The organism is Leeuwenhoekiella marinoflava DSM 3653, assembly GCF_900129005.1.
GTDB classification, from domain to species: domain Bacteria; phylum Bacteroidota; class Bacteroidia; order Flavobacteriales; family Flavobacteriaceae; genus Leeuwenhoekiella; species Leeuwenhoekiella marinoflava.
On sequence record NZ_FQUN01000013.1, the window covers coordinates 46,840 to 65,794 of the forward strand.

Annotated in this window: 14 protein-coding genes; 7 read left to right on the plus strand and 7 right to left on the minus strand. The window is 35.1% G+C overall.

Annotated features, from left to right (window positions below; all coding sequences use genetic code 11):
* The first annotated feature begins 5 nt into the window (after positions 1 to 5).
* Positions 6 to 1,211: a Pycsar system effector family protein gene (locus BUB91_RS12760; RefSeq protein WP_073099680.1), complete on the plus strand. Its 1,206-nt coding sequence runs from the start codon at positions 6 to 8 to the stop codon at positions 1,209 to 1,211.
* Between the two features lie 44 nt (positions 1,212 to 1,255).
* On the opposite strand, the gene BUB91_RS12765 is transcribed toward BUB91_RS12760, so the two are convergent.
* Positions 1,256 to 3,631: a GAF domain-containing protein gene (locus BUB91_RS12765; RefSeq protein ID WP_073099681.1), complete on the minus strand. Its 2,376-nt coding sequence runs from the start codon at positions 3,629 to 3,631 to the stop codon at positions 1,256 to 1,258.
* Positions 3,632 to 3,817: 186 nt separating this feature from the next.
* Between BUB91_RS12765 and BUB91_RS12770 the strand changes: the two genes are divergently transcribed.
* Positions 3,818 to 4,960, plus strand: coding sequence for a TlpA disulfide reductase family protein (locus tag BUB91_RS12770; RefSeq protein ID WP_073099682.1), 1,143 nt, complete (start codon positions 3,818 to 3,820; stop codon positions 4,958 to 4,960).
* Between the two features lie 84 nt (positions 4,961 to 5,044).
* Here the strand turns inward: BUB91_RS12770 and BUB91_RS12775 are convergent, their stop codons facing one another.
* The 5 genes from BUB91_RS12775 to BUB91_RS12795 form a co-directional block, all read right to left on the minus strand.
* Entirely contained in the window at positions 5,045 to 6,613 is a 1,569-nt protein-coding gene (locus tag BUB91_RS12775) for a SusD/RagB family nutrient-binding outer membrane lipoprotein (protein WP_073099683.1), read from the minus strand.
* A gap of 17 nt (positions 6,614 to 6,630) precedes the next feature.
* A complete protein-coding gene (locus BUB91_RS12780) occupies positions 6,631 to 9,723 on the minus strand; it encodes a SusC/RagA family TonB-linked outer membrane protein (protein WP_073099684.1) in 3,093 nt (1,030 codons plus the stop codon).
* 399 nt (positions 9,724 to 10,122) lie between these two features.
* Positions 10,123 to 11,382 (minus strand): cysteate-C-fatty acyltransferase, encoded by a 1,260-nt coding sequence (locus tag BUB91_RS12785; RefSeq protein WP_073099685.1) that lies wholly within the window; start codon positions 11,380 to 11,382, stop codon positions 10,123 to 10,125.
* Positions 11,383 to 11,494: 112 nt separating this feature from the next.
* On the minus strand, positions 11,495 to 12,535 hold the full coding sequence (locus BUB91_RS12790; RefSeq protein WP_073099686.1) for a cysteate synthase: 1,041 nt from the start codon (positions 12,533 to 12,535) through the stop codon (positions 11,495 to 11,497).
* Between the two features lie 85 nt (positions 12,536 to 12,620).
* Complete coding sequence (locus tag BUB91_RS12795; RefSeq protein ID WP_073099687.1) at positions 12,621 to 14,702, minus strand: S9 family peptidase; 2,082 nt, start codon at positions 14,700 to 14,702, stop codon at positions 12,621 to 12,623.
* Between the two features lie 183 nt (positions 14,703 to 14,885).
* Between BUB91_RS12795 and BUB91_RS12800 the strand changes: the two genes are divergently transcribed.
* From BUB91_RS12800 to gloA2, 3 genes are read left to right on the plus strand one after another with little or no spacing between them, the layout of a single operon-like run.
* Positions 14,886 to 15,209 (plus strand): YbaB/EbfC family nucleoid-associated protein, encoded by a 324-nt coding sequence (locus BUB91_RS12800; protein ID WP_073099688.1) that lies wholly within the window; start codon positions 14,886 to 14,888, stop codon positions 15,207 to 15,209.
* Positions 15,210 to 15,217: 8 nt separating this feature from the next.
* Positions 15,218 to 15,523 (plus strand): DUF6122 family protein, encoded by a 306-nt coding sequence (locus BUB91_RS12805; RefSeq protein WP_073099689.1) that lies wholly within the window; start codon positions 15,218 to 15,220, stop codon positions 15,521 to 15,523.
* Between the two features lie 37 nt (positions 15,524 to 15,560).
* Positions 15,561 to 15,944, plus strand: coding sequence for an SMU1112c/YaeR family gloxylase I-like metalloprotein (gene gloA2 / locus BUB91_RS12810; protein ID WP_073099690.1), 384 nt, complete (start codon positions 15,561 to 15,563; stop codon positions 15,942 to 15,944).
* Between the two features lie 60 nt (positions 15,945 to 16,004).
* Here gloA2 and BUB91_RS12815 read toward each other — a convergent pair whose 3' ends face one another.
* Positions 16,005 to 17,021 carry an LLM class flavin-dependent oxidoreductase gene (locus BUB91_RS12815; RefSeq protein ID WP_073099691.1) on the minus strand — a complete coding sequence of 339 codons (1,017 nt, stop codon included), beginning with the start codon at positions 17,019 to 17,021 and terminating at the stop codon, positions 16,005 to 16,007.
* A gap of 123 nt (positions 17,022 to 17,144) precedes the next feature.
* Here BUB91_RS12815 and BUB91_RS12820 point away from each other — a divergent pair, with 123 nt between their 5' ends.
* Positions 17,145 to 17,582 carry a hypothetical protein gene (locus BUB91_RS12820; protein WP_073099692.1) on the plus strand — a complete coding sequence of 146 codons (438 nt, stop codon included), beginning with the start codon at positions 17,145 to 17,147 and terminating at the stop codon, positions 17,580 to 17,582.
* 191 nt (positions 17,583 to 17,773) lie between these two features.
* Positions 17,774 to 18,796, plus strand: coding sequence for a LacI family DNA-binding transcriptional regulator (locus BUB91_RS12830; RefSeq protein WP_073099753.1), 1,023 nt, complete (start codon positions 17,774 to 17,776; stop codon positions 18,794 to 18,796).
* Positions 18,797 to 18,955 lie beyond the last annotated feature (159 nt).

Below are 18,955 nucleotides of genomic sequence, written 5' to 3' on the forward strand. Positions count from 1 at the left end.
AATTCATGGCTGAAACAGCAGAAAAAATACAAGAATCTTTTTCAAAAGCAGATCAGTTTGTTTTAGAACTTTTTAAGAAAAAACTTCCTAACAGTTATCTCTATCACAATTATAATCACACTGTAAGAGTTGTTAAAAGTACTAAAGAAATAGCCGAAAATTCTCAAATTAATGTTAAACAGAAAGATGCGCTAATTCTTGCTGCATGGCTTCATGATACAGGCTATACCAAGACTCGTGATGGTCATGAAGAAGCTAGTATTGAGATTGCTAAAGATTACATGAAAAAAGAAAATGTTGATGATGAGACCCAACAAATAGTTGTAGAACTTATCGCTTCAACAAAAATGGGTCAAGAACCTCAAAATGAGCTTGAACGCATTTTAAAAGATGCTGATAATTCTCACTTTGCTAAAGAATATTACGCTCAAACTAGTGAATTTTTAAGACAGGAATTACTCTTAACAGAAACCAAAAAGTTTACTCCTTCAGAATGGCGTGAAGAAAATATACAAATGTTTACTCATAAGCATAAATTTTATACAGATTATGCTGCCAGAAACTGGAAAAACCAAAAGGATGAAAACCTCATCTCTTTGCTGAAAAAAGAAAAGAAAAAGAAGAAAAAATACCGTAAGGAAGAAGTTAAAGCTAAGCTTAAGGCTAAATTTAAAGATGAAAGTCCTGATCGTGGTGTGCAAACACTGTATCGTACAACTCTAAGAAACCACATCAAATTAAGTGATATCGCAGATACAAAGGCAAACATCTTACTTTCAGTAAATGCTATTATTATCTCGCTGGCTTTATCTAATATGATTCCCAAATTAGATGCACCAAGTAATCGTCATTTATTGATACCAACACTTGTACTGGTTGTATTTAGTGTAGCTTCAATAATTATGTCTATACTTTCTACACGACCTAATGTCACTTCTGGAGAGTTTACAAGAGAACAGGTTAAGAAAAAACAAGTGAATATTTTATTCTTTGGGAATTTTCACAAAATGAAATATGATCAATATCAGTGGGCTATTAATGAGATCATCTATGATAAAGATTATATCTACGAGGCGCTTACTAAAGATTTATACCTTTTAGGTGTTGTTTTGAATAAAAAATATATGCTGCTTAGAAAAACCTATACCGTTTTTATGATAGGAATTATCATTTCGGTAATAAGTTTTATCATCGCATTCTGGATGATGTAATTAGTATAAACTAAAAAAGCCTTGAAAATTTCAAGGCTTTTATTTTAATCTAAAATTTCCATTAAGTCTTCATAAGTAATCGTTTCTTCATCATTACTTCGTGGTAGTTTTGAAGTATATAAAACATTTACCCGTATAGCTTTCAACCCTACTACGCCTTGTACATCTTCAAGCTCTAGGTATTCTATTTCAGAACCTAGATAATCTTTACGCTGTAGGTATTTGATATAGCGCGTGTATTCCTCTGCATCAGCATCCTGAGAATAAATGATGGCTATTTTGCCTTTTTGAGTTATACGCTCATCTGTTCCTTTTACAAGAGCTTTATCTATACGTTTTTTGATAATTTCATATCGTGCATTATACGTACCGTCAACATCAAATTTCTTCTCATCCATTCTATACCTAATAGACAAAGTCGTACTAAATACAAGAATCAAGGATGCTGCATCTAATTGTAACTCTATTCCTTCTTGTTTGTGATAGAAGTGATTTTCCATTTCACACATAGTGCAAAGCTGCCACAATCTAAGGTTGTATAAATACACCTTGTTGAATTTCTCCTTAGGTGTCATAGATGCACCGATATAAATATTGTGGTCTACACCATCAGTTTTATAGCGTTCAAAATAATGCGGAAAAATCTGCTGTGCTTCTTGCTGCTTTCTATCTAAAAAGGTTGCCAGATTTTGATTGATCAACTGAACCTTATCATCATAATTTTTACGATTTCGGTAAATCAAACCAGTATCTTTATTTATAGATTTTTTATAGTTATCAATTTCTCTTTTGAGCTCAGGAATTTTTGTATTAAGATGACTCAATAAAGGATTTACCTCTTCCTGAAGCAATGCGAAAACTTCACTTTCGCTATTGGCATTTAATCTCTCTTTTATCTCTTCAGTAAATTCCTGAATTCTAAACTTTACCTGCTCATAGATTGGTATTGGGTTAGATTCTAATGCAAGTTCAAGAATGCCGTGAACCAATTCCAACTGAATCAATATATCTTGCTGAATGGCTTTATTACGCTCATCAGAAGAACCTACTATATCAATCTGCCCATAAAGTGGGTACACATCTTCAAAGGCGATATCCTTAAATGCAGCAAATTTACCTTCATTTTGATTACTTATAAAGCGCTTAGCTTCCTCTTCAAAAATCCATAAAACACTAGGATGAATACTCGTACACTCATTTTGAATAACTGCCTTTATTCTATTTTCTTCTTCAAACTTTTTACGCTCTACAGTAGAAATGATATAAGGCATCACATCATCTAATTTAGTTGCGTTTAGACTGTGTAACGAATTACGTTTTGAAGATACAAGTTCTAAAACCGCAAGCAACTCATTACCCATTGTTATAGGTGCAAGCATACAGCTTTTAATATCTTGTTTTAGTAAATTTTGAGCAAGAACCTCGTTCTCATTCTTTTTTGCATAATCTTCAACATCAGGAATTACAAAATATTTCTTATCGTGAATCAAAGTGTTATAAGAGCAATCGCACATACTTTGACGGCAATCAGACCGAGTTTCTTCATTAAGAATAAAACTAGCTGCATCACCTCCACTCATTCTCTTAAAATAATCTTCTTCCTTATCAAACTCAGTAAAACCTACGCGTAAGTCAGGAATATTAAATATAGAACTGAAAATGCTCTGAAATTGTTTTGCAGTGCTTCCCTGCTTCAAATTCCTTTTAGAAAGCAAAGTGCTTTTTAAGTCAGATATAGAATCATCTACGGTAACATCTGTAAGATTTAAGATTGTAAGCCCTTTTAGAATCCAGCTCTGTGGTGGAAAATATTCTTTCCATAAATCAACATTATCACCATTTTCAATAAGCTTATCTACAATTTCCTGAGTAATTTCAATAGAATTTTCAGTTGGTTCACAAAATGTGAAATCTGCATTCATAGAAGCTCTATACGTACGAATTACTCCATTTTTATCTGGAATCTCATAAAACATAGGTCTCTTAAAATCAATATCATAGTTATAGTAACTATTTAATATGATCACACAACCTATTATATAAGAATAATTAGGATCTAGGTTTCTTATGGTAAGATCAAAATCCTCTCCTGCATCTTCTATTATCGAAGCAAATCTGCGTGTAGGATTAAATATCTTATTCTTAAAAGGAATAGTTGCTGCCTTAATTTCATTTTTTGTTAAGGCTGCAGGAAAAAGATTGTCAAGTAAAGTACTAAGAATCTCTTGATATTCATCAATTTTTTCAGGATCTTCAATACCATTTATAAGTTCCGGGAAAGATTCAGCATAATCCAAAATAGATTTCAAATAATTCTTAGTTACTTCATTTTGAGATTGGTGCATACGCTTTTTGAGCATCTCTAAAACCTTAGCGAAACTCAATTTTACCTGTAGTGGAAATTCTTGTAAATCTTCCATATCCTTATTCTTACAATTCAAAATACTAAAATAGTTGTCAACCCGTTACTATTAGTTTGTCTTTAACATAGGTTTAAACTTACAGTACCTTGTGTCAAATATCACGCCCTTTTCTTAAGCCTGACATATATTCTAAAAAAACTTAAAATCACGTATATTGCACCACAACTAAATCTAGAAAAAAGAATGAATAAATTTTGTTTACTAATTGCAGCAGCAATTTTAGTTATATCATGCGGTTCTGAACCCGATTTTAAGATTGATGGTACAACACCTGACATCAATAATGGCACGAATGTTTTCTTGCAAAAAATTGACGCTAATAATCAATTGAAAAACATTGACACTACAGTGATCAAAGAAGGGAAGTTTAGTTTTAACCCAGAACCAGTTAGCGCTCCCGAAATGATGGTTCTTACATTTGAAGGTGCTAAAGGAAATATTATTCTTATTGCTGAAAATGAAGAAATTACTGTAAAAGCATATAAAGACAGCTTATATACTTCTGAAATAAACGGTGGAGCTGAAAATGATTTTTTTAAACTCTATTATGATGATGTGGTTGCTTCAAATAAAGAAAAGCAAAAACTACAAGAAGAAGGAATGGCAGCAATGCAAAGTGGAGACACTTCTAAAGTTACCATAATCCGTAATGAGTTTGAAGCCATTAATGATGCAGACACGCGCAGACGCATTCAATTAATTGAAGAACATCCTAGGGAATTTGTAAGTGTTATTATTCTTTCTGATTTAGTTGGTACACGTGCTATTGAAGCTGATAAAGCTGAAGAATTATTTGAAAGCTTAGATGCAAAACTTAAAGAAATAGACAAAGGAGTTAAGTTGAATGAGATGATTGCTAAATTAAAATCTCAAGAAGCTGCTGCTGCACAAGCAGAAGTAGGTAATAAAGCTCCTGCTTTTACCGCTCCTACTCCAGATGGTTCAGAATTAGCTTTAGCTGATGCAATGGGTTCTAAGTATACAATTATAGATTTCTGGGCAAGCTGGTGCAAGCCTTGTCGTCAGGAAAATCCTAACGTGGTTTCTGTTTACAATACGTATCACGATAAAGGCCTAAATATCATAAGCGTTTCTTTGGATCGCGCAAAAGACAAAAACAAATGGCTTACAGCCATAGAAAATGACAAAATGAACTGGTATCACGTGTCAAACCTTATGGAATGGCAAGATCCTATTGCTCGTAAATATGGAGTAACAGCAATACCTGCAACATATCTAATAGACGCGACAGGTACTATTATTGAAAAGAATTTAAGAGGAAAAGCTCTTGTTTCTAAAATGCAAGAACTTTTAGGCGAAGGATAATATTCCAAGTGCTCTTTAAAAGTAAAAAGCCATGAACAAATGTTCAAGGCTTTTTTTGTATTATTTTATAAAGTAGATATCTATTTAATTAACATCCCACCAAAGTCTAGTTCCTCCAGTATCAGGGCCATCTAATAATTCTACTGCTGCATCTACAGCCTCTCCATTAGAAGAAATTTCATTAGTCACATAGATCACACGTTTCATTAATTCTGTACCAACTCCAGCATCTAAATTATCTGAGTTTAGAAGTGGATAAACAACTTCTTGATCTGTTCTTCTCAAGTCAGCCCAAGTCTCCCAAGATTCAGGGAATAAAGCAAGATACTTTTGAACTGCTATTTGATTACGCTGTTCAGCCTCACTTGATGCCCAACTAACAGGTAATGTTACCGGTGGAGTATACAAGTCTAGATCAGGATAAAGATCTGTGATAATAGGTACTACAGGAGTAGAAGTTCCCCCTATGTAATTATCTATTGCTTCAGCATCATCTACACCCCATTGGTTCATAGAAAGCTCAATTCCTGTTTCATAAAAATCCTCAGCGCTTCCACTCATATTCCAACCATTTAAAGCACCTTCTGCTCTATTCAGATAGCATTCTGAAGCCATAAGAATTTCTATGTCTTTAGTGTTTCTATAATCATTACCTAAAACATCTTCATTAAACGGAGAAAATTTAGTCGTTCCAAATTCATCATTTAAACCTCCTGCTGGCTGACCAATAAATAGGCTATCTTCAGTTTTTGCAAACCATACTTCCATTCTAGGGTCATTATATCCTTTTAGAATACTTTCCATTGAAGCGGTCATAAAATACCCCCAACTGTTTACGATCATATTCAAGTTGTTTGGAGTAATCTCACTCACTGAAAAAAATGCACTATCATCATTACTTTGCATAACACCATTAGCAACAGCTAATTCTGCTTGTTCCTGTGCTTTTTGGGGTTGAACATCAGATATTCTAAGTGCTAAACGTAAACGTAAACTGTTTCCAAAAACTCTCCAGCTTTCTACGTCACCTGCGTAAATACGATCTGAAGTTTGAAATAATGCAGAAGTTGCTTCAGAAGATGCACTCAAAATAGTATCAGCTTCATCAAGTAGTACGAAAAAGTCTTCATAAATAGCTTCTTGAGAATCATAAGCTATTTTCTCTGCACCAGAACCCGCTTCTGTATATGGAATAGGACCGTAATGATCTGTCATCTGGTTGAACATAAACACTTTCCATATTTTAAGTATAGCAAGAGCTTCTTCATTTCCTTCTGCAGCTTTCATTGCATTTTGTAACGCAGGCACAGCTACGGTATAGAAACGCAACCATCCTCGAGACTCAAACCCTCCAAAAGCATTTCTATCTGTACTATAACCAGTATTCATATACTGAACAAAGGTGGAAGAAATAATTCCTGTAGCAATACCCCATGTTCCTTGATCATCAACCCCTGGCGATGAATAAGAACCATTGTGGATCCCTGCATATTGAGCCGAAGCGAAAGCTGGCCCAGCAAGACTTGCATCAAGTTGATCTTCTGTTAGCGCATTATCATTTGTATTGATCTCATCAAAATCACCTGTACACCCTACAGCCAATGCGACTAATAGAGAAACAGCTGTTGTCTTTATGTTTAAATATTTATTCATAATAATTTCTTTTTTTTTTAAAATCCAAATTTCACACTTACCCCATAATTTCTTGTAGAAGGGATATTAAATGACTCTATACCTTGAAGGTTTCCAGTACCTGCACCTTGCTCAGGGTCAAAGTATTTTGCCTCATTAAGAATAAAAAATAAGTTTCTTCCTACTAAAGAAATATTCACACTTCTAAATGGAGAGTTTTCTAATAAACGTTGAGGCATTGCATACCCTAATACCAATTCTCTCAAGCGAATGTTTGTTGCATCATAAATAAATGGCTCTGCAATTGGCGTTCTTTGACCTATAGCAGTCCAGTATTGCTCTGCTGTAATATTTGTAGTGTTTGGTGAAAATGTACCATCTTCATTAGCTACAACACCGTCTACCACTAAACCATCTTCTCTTCCTTCAAGAGTCATCTCATTAACCCCCAATCCTGCTTGTCTAGCCTGTGTATAAGAAATTACCTCACCACCTATTCTCATATCAATTAAGAAACTCAATGAAAATTCTTTATATCTAAGGGTGTTCTTAAGTCCACCTGTCCAATCTGGATTAAAGTTTCCTCCATAAACATCAAAACTATTTGTTGCTAGTGGTATACCGGCAGAATTAACTATAATCTCACCGTCATCATTTCTTTGAAAACCTTGAATGTATAAATCTCCATATTGACCTCCTTTAACTACCTTACTTCTAACAAGTCTACCTTGACCTAAAACAAGCTCATCTCTTCCTTCGAATATCGATTTGATTTCAGAATCATATGACGCATAGTTTGCTAAAATATCCCAAGAGAAGTTATCTGTCTCAATTGGAGTTGCAGTAAGTGAAATTTCTATACCACTATTTTGAACCTCTCCTCCGTTAACAATTGCATTTGAATATCCTGAAGACTCTGGAGTATTTATACTAAAAATTTGATTTTTAGTATTTGTTTTAAAATAGGTAAAATCAACACCAAGTCTATTTTTTAAAAATCTAAAATCAGCTCCAAATTCTACAGAGTTTGAAATTTCAGGTTTTAAATTAGGGTTTGCAGCTGTAGTTTGAGAATAAAGCATTCCGCCATTACCTCCTATGTAAGAAAGTTGTGGACTTAATTGATAAGGATCTGTGTCGTTACCAACCTCTGCATAAGAAGCTCTCACTTTAGCATAAGATATAAACTCTGGTAATTCAGTCATTTCTGAAATTAAGCCAGAAATACCTATAGATGGGTAGAAAAATGAGCGATTTTCTTTTGGTAAAGTAGATGACCAGTCATTTCGGGCAGTTACATCTAAAAATAACATACTTTTATATCCTAACTGAGCAAAACTATAGATTGAGTTGATTTGCTTTTCTCGTTTTCCTGAGGTAGAACTAATAGTTTCAACATTAGCTAAAGCAAAAAAATTACGCTTACTTAAAGTACCTCCCGAATTTAGAGAAGAGGACGTTTGTTTTAAAATATTTGCTCCTAAATTCACATTCAAGCTAAAATCACCAAACTTATTATCGTATGATAAAAGTGCATCAGAGTTTAACTCTCTTACAGTCTCATAATACTCACTATATCCTCCTAAATTATTATTAAAGGCATTTGTTGCATACCTATTTCTAAAAGTCTTATTTGTCATATCATCAATACCTGTACGCACTTGTAAACTCAATGCGTCAGTAAATTGATACTTTAAAGATGCTAAACCTATAAAACGGTTTCTCTTATCTGTTCTGTCGTCATTACGCAATGCTGACCAATAAGGGTTTCCTCCAGGAGCACCTACTTCATCTATAAAATAGTTAGTTTGCAATTGTCCTGCAGCATCTACGTATTCAAAATCTTTGTATTCATTAAAAGGAATACTTCGAGGCAATAAATAAGCTGATGTTCCCACAGACTCTTCACCAGTTCTCAATAGATTATCTATATCTTGAACAATATAATTAGTCTTCACATCTAAAGATAACTTATCAGTAAGTTTACTATTTAAGCGCAAGTTAGCATTATGTCTATTCAATTTATTTCCTTCAACAATTCCTTCTGCAGTAGTATTAGTGTAAGAAAAATAAGCTTGTGTCTTTTCTGTTCCTGTAGTTACAGATAATGTATTAGCTAAATTATAACCTGTTTGAAAAAAGTCTATCACATTATCCGGTTGCGGAGCGTATGCATATGTCGCAGGACCTTCATAATCAGGATTTCTTACCAGTTGCCAAGCTTCAACCTGACTACCATCTAATCTACCACCCCAACTTGAACTTGAGTTAGACACATACTCACCGTTAGTACCCTGCCCATATTGATTTTGTAAATTCAGAAGATTATAAGCTGAAGAAGCCATAAAATTAGATGAAACAGTAATACGTGTTCCTTGAGCACCATTACCAGATTTTGTAGTAATAACAATGACACCATTACTCGCTCGAGTTCCGTAAAGTGCAGCCGCAGATGGACCTTTTAAAACACTAATACTTGCGATATCATCAGGATTTATATTTGCAATTCCATCAGGTTGTGTTGTACCTCCTGTATCTATATTAGAATTCCTACTCCCAGAACCATTACTAATAGGCACACCATCTACCACATATAATGGCTGATTATTACCTGTTAATGATCTATTACCACGTAAGGTAACTCGAGACGCACTTCCTACTCCATTTGAAGTAGTCGAAAAATTAAGTCCGGCAACCTTTCCTGAAAGAGAATTTGCAACGTTTAAAGAACGAGCTTCAGATATTTCATCTACTTCAACATTTTGAGCAGAATATGTGATAGCTTTCTTTTCTCGCTTAATCCCTAAAGCTGTTACCACAACCTCTCCTAATTGTTGAGCATCTTCTTCCATCTGGATGTCAATAACGGTCTGGCTACCTACAGTGACATCCTTAGATAAGAAACCTAAAGATGAAAATGTAATTACTGCATTTGAAGTAGTCAACTCTAAAGTGTAGTTACCATCAAAATCTGTAGAGGCACCGTTAGTGGTACCTTTTTCAATGACATTCGCTCCGGGAAGCGGAACACCGGTATTATCTGTTACAGTACCGGTAATGGTTTGCGCCATCAGCCCTTGCACAAAGAGCAATGTAACAAACCCAAGTATGTACTTTACCTTCACATTCATGTTGTTAAATTTTGAGTTAATTAATTGTTATGAAAAACTTAATACAACTTAAAGGTGTCTATAAATTTGTGTTAAAAGAAACAATTTCGACATATAACAATTATGAGTAGGTTAATAACACGATATACACCACAAATCACGTGTCAACTCTGTTAACTGAATTAATGTATTTTTAAAACTATAAGTCTCTTATAAAGTTTAACAAGCTATTTATTCAAAGAATAAAGAATAAGTTCAAAGATTTGACAGAACCATTGAAGAAACCTCACACACTTTTATGACTTAATCCGTTTTAAACTAGAAGCTTAATTTTCAGAAAACTAACAAAGATCAGTAATTAAAAAAAGCCTGATCCATTTAAGGGTCAGGCTTTTTTTAATTCAAAATATATCGTTAGGATTAAGCTTCCATAGAAGCTTGAACTCCTGCTGATAATCTTTTGTAAGTACCATTTTCTAAACGTTCTCTAATAGAAGAGAATGCATCTAACGTCTCTTCTACATCTTCTAATGTGTGAGATGCTGTAGGAATCAAGCGTAATAAAATTAATCCTTTAGGAATGACAGGATAAACTACGATAGAACAGAAAATACCATGGTTCTCACGTAGATCCTTTACCAACGCCATCGCCTCAGGAATGCTACCTTTAAGATAAACCGGAGTTACACAACTTTGCGTAGTACCTATATCAAAACCACGTTTCTTAAGTCCGTTTTGTAATGCGTTTACATTCTCCCAAAGTTTCTCTCGAAGCTCTGGCATAGTACGCAACATATCTAAACGCTTAAGTGCCCCTACTACCAACTGCATCTGCAAAGATTTTGCAAACATTTGCGAGCGTAGGTTATATTTTAAATAATCTATGATTTCCTGATCTGCTGCTATAAAAGCTCCGGTACTTGCCATAGACTTAGCAAAAGTTGCAAAGTAAACATCTATCTGATCTTGAACACCCTGCTCTTCACCTGCACCTGCACCTGTAGCTCCTAATGTACCAAAACCGTGTGCATCATCTACAAATAATCTAAAGTTGTACTTTTCTTTAAGCGCAACGATTTCTTTTAATCGACCTTGCTCACCACGCATTCCAAAAACACCTTCAGAAATGAGAAGAATTCCCCCTCCTGTTTGTTCTGCAAGTTTTGTCGCACGCTGTAAGTTCTTTTCGATACTTTCAATATCGTTATGCTTATAGGTAAAGCGTTTCCCCATATGCAAACGCACACCGTCTATAATACAAGCGTGAGCATCTACATCATAAACAATGATATCATCTTTAGCTACTAATGCGTCAACAGTAGAAACCATCCCTTGGTAACCAAAGTTTAACAGATAAGCAGCTTCCTTTTTAACAAAAGCAGCCAGTTCAGTCTGTAATTGTTCGTGCAGAGAGGTGTGACCACTCATCATACGAGCTCCCATTGGGTAAGCAGAACCGTACTCAGCAGCTGCCTCAGCATCTACTTTACGAACTTCTGCATTATTAGCAAGCCCTAAGTAATCATTAATACTCCAGGTAATAACATCTTTACCTTGAAATTTCATTCTGTTTGAAATAGGCCCTTCTAATTTAGGGAATACAAAATATCCCTCTGCCTGTGCTGCCCATTTCCCTAAAGGACCTTTGTCCTTATAAATCTTGTCAAATAAGTCTCTCATACATCAATATTCAAACAAAAAGAAACTGTCTTTTTGTTATTCTTTGCTATTTTCTTACCAATTTAGGGTTAATCATTTATAACTAATTTCCTGAAAAAACTCATTTCAGGATTTACTTAATAAATTCAATTTTATCTACACCCACTTCATTTTCTGCGTCAAAGAAACCCTGTTCGTTCATCCAGTCATCACTATAGATTTTACTCATATAGCTTCTACCATGATCAGGAAACATAATTACAACTTTAGAATTTTCATCAAATGCTCCTGCAGCTGCCATTTGAATGGTTCCTTGTACTGCGGCTCCACTTGTATATCCTACAAATAAACCTTCAGTCTTTGCTATTCTGCGTGCGGTGTGCGCACTATCTTCATCAGAAACTTTTTCAAAATAATCTATCACATCAAAGTTCGTTGCGGTAGGTATTAAGTTTTTACCCAAACCTTCTATACGGTACGGATAAATTTCATTTTTATCAAATTCCTGAGTCTCGTGATATTTTTTAAGAACACTTCCGTAGGCATCAATTCCTAAAATACGGATATTAGGATTCTTCTCTTTTAAATATTTTGCTGTACCTGATATTGTTCCTCCGGTACCACTACAAGCAACAAAGTGCGTTAGCTTACCTTCGGTTTGTTCCCAAATTTCAGGACCTGAAGATGCATAATGGGCATCTGCATTCAACTGATTAAAATATTGATTAATATAAACAGAACCTTTGTTTTCGCTATGAATGCGTTTTGCAACCTGATAATATGATCTGGAATCGTCTGCACTTACGTTTGCCGGACAAACATAAACCTTTGCTCCCATTGCTCTCAGCGCATCAATTTTATCTTTTGAAGATTTTGAACTAACGGCAAGAATACATTTGTACCCTTTTACAATACTCACCATCGCAATACTGAAACCGGTATTACCCGATGTTGTTTCTACAATTGTATCACCAGGCTTTAAGATTCCTTTACGCTCTGCATCCTCAATAATATAAAGTGCAATACGATCTTTAGAAGAATTACCCGGATTGAAGGCTTCAACCTTTGCAAAATAAGATCCCGGAAGATCTTTTGTTATTCTATTGAGGCGTACTAAGGGGGTGTTACCTACCAGCTGAAGGACGTCATTATAAACGTTAAGGTGTTCTTTCATAGAAGAATTATCGTTTCGAGTACTCTTTTAGTAATTCCTAAAACCGTTATTTAAAACCTTGCAAATTTACAGGAAATATTTGGAATTACTTTGATTTTCCTGCTAAATCAATCAAAAAGGCATAATCTTTTGCGGTTTCTTTTAGTGCTTCAAAACGCCCTGAAGCCCCACCGTGACCCGCATCCATATTAGTCTCAAAGTAAATTTTAGTGTCTGCTATATTCTTATCTCGCAAACGTGCAACCCATTTTGCAGGCTCCCAATACTGTACTTGACTGTCGTGATAACCAGTCGTAACTAGTATATTGGGGTAATTTTGCACTGTTACCTGATCATAAGGAGAATACGATTTCATATAGTCATAATATTCTTTATCATTAGGATTTCCCCACTCATCATATTCTGAAGTTGTTAACGGTATACTGTCATCTAACATTGTGGTTACTACATCTACAAAAGGAACGGCTGCAATTACTCCATTATAAAGCTGTGGAGCCATATTTAAAATACCGCCCATAAGTAGACCACCGGCTGATCCTCCGTACGCATATAGATTATTTGAATTGGTATAGCCTTGTTCTATCAAATAAGTCGAACAGGCAATAAAATCTGTAAACGTATTCATCTTTTTAAGCAACTTTCCATCTTCATACCAGTTTCGGCCTAAATATTCACCACCACGTATGTGGGCTATGGCAAAAATGAATCCGTTATCTAGTAAACTTAATCTTGAGGTTGAAAAAGCAGGATCTGTGGTAATGCCATAGCTCCCATATGCGTATTGTAATAAAGGATTACTTCCATCTAAAGAAATTCCCTTTTTATAAACAATAGAAATGGGTATTGCAGTACCATCATCTGCGGTCGCCCAGATGCGTTTCGACTCATAATTATCTTTGTCAAAATTCCCCCCTAAAACTTCAACCTCTTTTAGAATCTTCTTTTCTTTAGTCCGCATATTGAAGGAAACCACAGAAGGCGGCGTATCTAAAGCATTATAAGAATACCTAAGCAATTCTGTATCAAAATCTGGGTTTATACTCGCAAAAACCGTGTAGGTCTCGCTATCAAAAGGTAAATAGTAATCTTCAGTCTCATCCCAGCGTTTGATATTTATTTTATTCAAACCACCGTTACGCTCTTCTACCACAAGATATTCTTCAAAAATCTCAATATCTTCAAGCAAGGTATCTTCGCGGTGCGGAATTACTTCAACCCAATTCTCCATCGCCGGACTAGCAACCGGTGTTTTTACCAATTTAAAATTGGTCGCTTCATCTTTATTGGTCACCAAATAAAAATAATCCCCAAAATGAGACACTCCGTATTCTAAACCACGCGTACGTTCCTGAATAACTTTAAACTCAAAACCGGGGCCGTTCGCTTCGGTATATCTGTATTCGCTGGTCAACGTGCTTGAAGCTCCTATGAATATATATTTACGGGATTTTGACTTAAAAATACCTACATCAAAGGTTTCATCCAACTCTTCATATACCATAACATCATCTGATGCTTCGGTTCCTAAAACGTGTTTAAAAATCTGACTGCTTCTCAGTGTTTGCGGATCTTTTCGGGTATAAAAAACCGTTTTATTATCGCCTCCCCAAGTTGCTCTTCCTGTAGTATTCTTAATTACTACCGGGTAAATATCGCCGGTCTTTAAATTTTTAAATTGCAAATCATACTGTCTGCGACTTACCGTATCTATCCCGTAAACGGCAATTTCATTATTTTCTGAAATAGAGTAGCCCGCCTGCTTAAAATAAGAATGACCTTCTGCCATCTCATTATTATCAAACATAACCTCTTCTGGAGCGGTCATCACTTCCTCTCTTCTACAATATAAAGGGTAGTTCTTTCCTTTTTCAAAACGGGTATAATACCAATAACCGTTGTACTTATAAGGCACACTCTCATCATCTTCTTTAATACGCGCCTTCATTTCCTCAAAAAGCTTTTGTTGCAAAGGCTTTGTATGTGCGGTCATCTGCTCATAATACGCATTCTCTGCTTCCAAATAAGCAATCACATCAGGATGATCACGCTCATTCATCCAGTAATATTCGTCTATTCGTATATCGCCGTGCTTCTCTAACTCGTGTGGAACTTGTTTTGCATCTGGTGGCAAAAGCGGCGTATCTAAAGATTGTGTGTCATTTTTCATAAGGGCGCAAAAATACGGGTAATCTCAGACATTTTTTAAAATAAATTAAACTGAATTTTCATTTAAAATAGCTTTGTAAAGCTTCATTATTTATATGGAAAACTACTATTTAAGTTAATACTCCTAAGATTTTTTAAATACTAGTTTTTGTACTTTTGAAGACTAACAATTTAAATACAGATTATGTTTGGAGATATGATGGGCATGATGGGAAAAATTAAGGAAACCCAGCAAAAAGCCGAAGACACAAAAAAACGTTTAGAAACGGTTTATATTGATGAGAATAGTAGCGATGACTTACTACACGTTACAGTAAGTGTTGCCGGTGCGGTTAAGAAAATTGATATTAAAGACGAACTTCTAGAAGATAAGGAACAGTTAGAAGATTATCTTATTTTGACGCTTAACAAAGCTTTATCACGAGCAAAAGCGAGTTATGATCAAGAGCTTGCCGCAGTTGCAAAAGAAGGTATGCCAGACATTCCCGGTCTTGATATGTTTAAATAAAACCGAGTTTGCTACAAACGCTCGTACATTATAGTTTACACTTATTAGCACCCGGGTTAATCGCCTGGGTGTTTTTTAGAGAAAACTGGCTAAAAGCGTGGCTCATTATGCTTTTAACGATGCTTGTTGATCTAGATCATTTATTGGCTACACCTATATTTGATCCGGAGCGGTGCAGCATAAATTTTCATCCACTGCATTCATATTGGGCAATAGGCGCGTATTTTGCCCTATTTTTTGTTCCGAAGCTTCGCGTAGTAGCTGTTGGTCTCCTGTTTCATATGCTTACCGATTTTATTGATTGCCAGTGGTAAACTTTCTCATCAGGCTTTCTATTAAAACCAATACAAAATGTTAAAACACATTCATCATATTGCGATAATCTGTTCTGATTATAAAAAGTCTAAAAAGTTTTATACTGAAGTTTTAGGGCTTACGATTATTACTGAAACTTTTCGCGAAGCCAGAAACTCCTACAAGCTCGATCTGGCTTTAAATGGTGAATATCGTATTGAATTATTCTCCTTCCCTAATCCACCAGAAAGAACATCAAGACCGGAGGCTTGCGGCTTAAGGCATTTAGCTTTTGCTACTGATGATATTGAGGCTGCTGTAAAACAATTAAATCAAAAAGGAGTAAAAACTGAACTCATACGCGTTGATGCACTTACCGGCAAACGCTTTACATTTTTTGCCGACCCCGATGAACTCCCACTTGAACTTTATGAAATTTAAGTTTGCTTCAGCGCTTCTATAAATCATCTTGAAGCAAGCCTCGAAACATTTAAATCTCGATTATCGAGTAAAAATCTCACTTACTAATTTGTATGATTTCAATCGGGCCTGATGATCATAAATATGCGAAATAATAATCAATTCGTCTATTTGCGTTTCGGCTTTAAATTGAGCCAGACCCTTAGTTACTGTTTCCTGAGAGCCTATAAAACTATAATGCATCATTTGCTCAATCTGCATACGCTCTAATTCTGTCCATTCTCCGGCCATAGAATCAACAGGTGGAGAAAGTGGTTTTCTGGTATTTCTAATAACTCCCAGCATAAATCGCTTTGCGCTCGTTGCCAAACGTTCTGCTTCTTCATCAGTATCTGCTGCAATGACATTAACACAAGCCATAGTATATGGGGTGTCCAACTGTGCAGAAGCTTCAAAATTTTGATGATACAATCTAAGCGCATCGTGTAAATGCGTTGGCGCAAAATGACTTGCAAAAGCATATGGTAAACCTTTTTTTCCGGCTAGCTGCGCACTAAATGTACTTGAACCCAATAAATATAAAGGAATATCTAAACCTTCACCCGGAGTTGCACGTACTGGCGCAGTACTATTTTCTTCAGATAAATAGGTTTGAAGTTCGTCTATGTTATTAGGGAAATCTTGTACCGTTTCCTGCTGATACCTCCGAAGAGCCATCGCGGTACGCTGGTCTGTACCCGGAGCACGACCCAGACCCAGATCTATACGATTAGGATAGAGTGTTGCTAAGGTACCAAACTGTTCTGCCACCACAAGCGGAGCATGATTAGGCAACATTACACCACCAGAACCCACACGAATCTTTGTTGTTTGTTGAGCAATATGGCCTATCAAAATAACAGGTGCCGCACTTGCCAAACTTTCCATATTGTGATGTTCAGAGATCCAAAATCTATGGAAACCTAATTGTTCTGTATGTTGAGCCAGGTTTACACTACGTTTAATTGCTTCCTGAGCATCTACTCCTTCTACTATGGGTACCAAATCTAAAACTGAGTATTTAGTACTTGATAAATCATTCTTATTTATAGCTTTCATAGCGATATAGTCCTAAAATTTGTAATTTCCTTACTTCAATTTACTAGGATTATCAGCTCATAATGCGTGATAAGTCTGTAATTGATTTAAACTAAAAACCTTAGGTTTTATTCAACATACTTTATGAAAAATTTTTTAACAATCCTTTTTATCGCAGCACTCATTACAAGCTGTAAACAAGAGAAAAAAATTACCGATAAATCTTTCCCTCTTGAAGTTGCCTGCTATGGCTATAATGAAAATGGAACGAACATTAGTTTTAGAATTACAAGAGTAGATCCTGTTGTGCAAGGCACATTGATTTATAATTGGGCAGAAAAAGACCGCAACTCCGGGAGCTTCAAAGGAACTCTTGAAAACAATATTATTCTAGGAGTCTATACCTTTTTATCTGAAGGAAAACAAAGCATTAGAGAAGTTGCTTTTAAAGTTGAGAATGGCGTACTCACGGAAGGCTTTGGCAACATTAAAGATGTAGCTGGCGTAGCTACTTTTGAAGACACAACCTCGTTAACCTATGACGGAACTATAAAACTTGAAAAAGATAAATGTATAAATTAACACTTAAAGCTAAAACCTATTATTTTTTACAAGTCCTATATCACTATTTATTTTTAAACCTACAAATCAAGTCCTTACTACGACTGAAACGATTTACTGTAATATTTACATTTAAAAAATCAAACATTTTATATGAGGTTTTTTTTGGTATTTTTAGATTCGAAACAAAATGATCTCAACATTTTATGTTTATGAAAAAAAAAAGACCCTCTCTTAAAGACATTGCCGAAGTTTTAAATATTTCAACTACAACTGTTTCCTTTGTTTTAAATGGTAAAGGAGCAGAAAAAAAAATATCTAAAGAATTAATAGCCCGCGTTGAAACCTATTTAAAGGAAATAAACTACAAACCTAATCTTGTTGCAAGAAGCCTACGTACCGGAAGTACTCGAGTTTTAGTCTTTATGGTTGAAGATATTAGCAATCACTTCTTTTCTAAGGTAGGTAGACTCATAGAAGACATCTGTTATAAAAATGATTACCGGGTACTTTTTTGCAGTACCGAAAACAATGTAAAACGTACTCAAGAACTTATTCACCTATTTCATGAACGCCAAGTAGATGGTTTTATAATAGTACCTCCACCAGGGATAGAAAAAGAAATTTCTTATTTGTTAGAAAATGAAGTTCCTGTAGTTCTTTTTGACCGTAAGATTCCTGAGCTTGAAGCAGATTATGTAATTATCAACAACTATGAAGGTGCAAAACAATCTACACAACACCTCATTGATTCCGGATATAAAAATATTGCTTTTATAACTATAGATTTAGACCAGATACAAATGCATGATCGCGAGGCTGGTTATAGAGCTACTATTGAAAATGCTGGTTTTGAACCCCAAATTCTTAAACTCCCTTACAACACATCAAACGTCGTTGCATCAAGAGAAAAAATGAAGGATTTTTTCAAATCGAATAAAAACATTGACGCTTTATTTTTTGCTACGAATTACTTGTCACAAAGCGGTCTAAAGGCTATTCATCAAATAGACCCTCAGCTTATTAATAAACTAGGTATTATCAGTTTTGACGACAGTGGTTTTTTTGAGATGTACTCCCCTACTATTAGCGCGTTTGCTCAACCTGTTGATGAAATGGCAAATCAGCTTATGAAGATTTTACTAAATAAGCTAAAAAATAAAGAAAAGCCAAAACCTGTCAAACTGGTCTTAGAGGGTACACTAGTTGAGCGTGAATCTTCTTCTAAAAAATAATCAACTATTAAAGATTTTATTCAGCTCTTATTGATTCAAAAGAGATACCTCTGTTGCTTTTTCATTAAAACTAATAACGCAGTCTATAATCATTTATTTAAACAACTATTCTAAAACTCAGGATAGAGCAGGATAACTATATCGATATATATAAATACT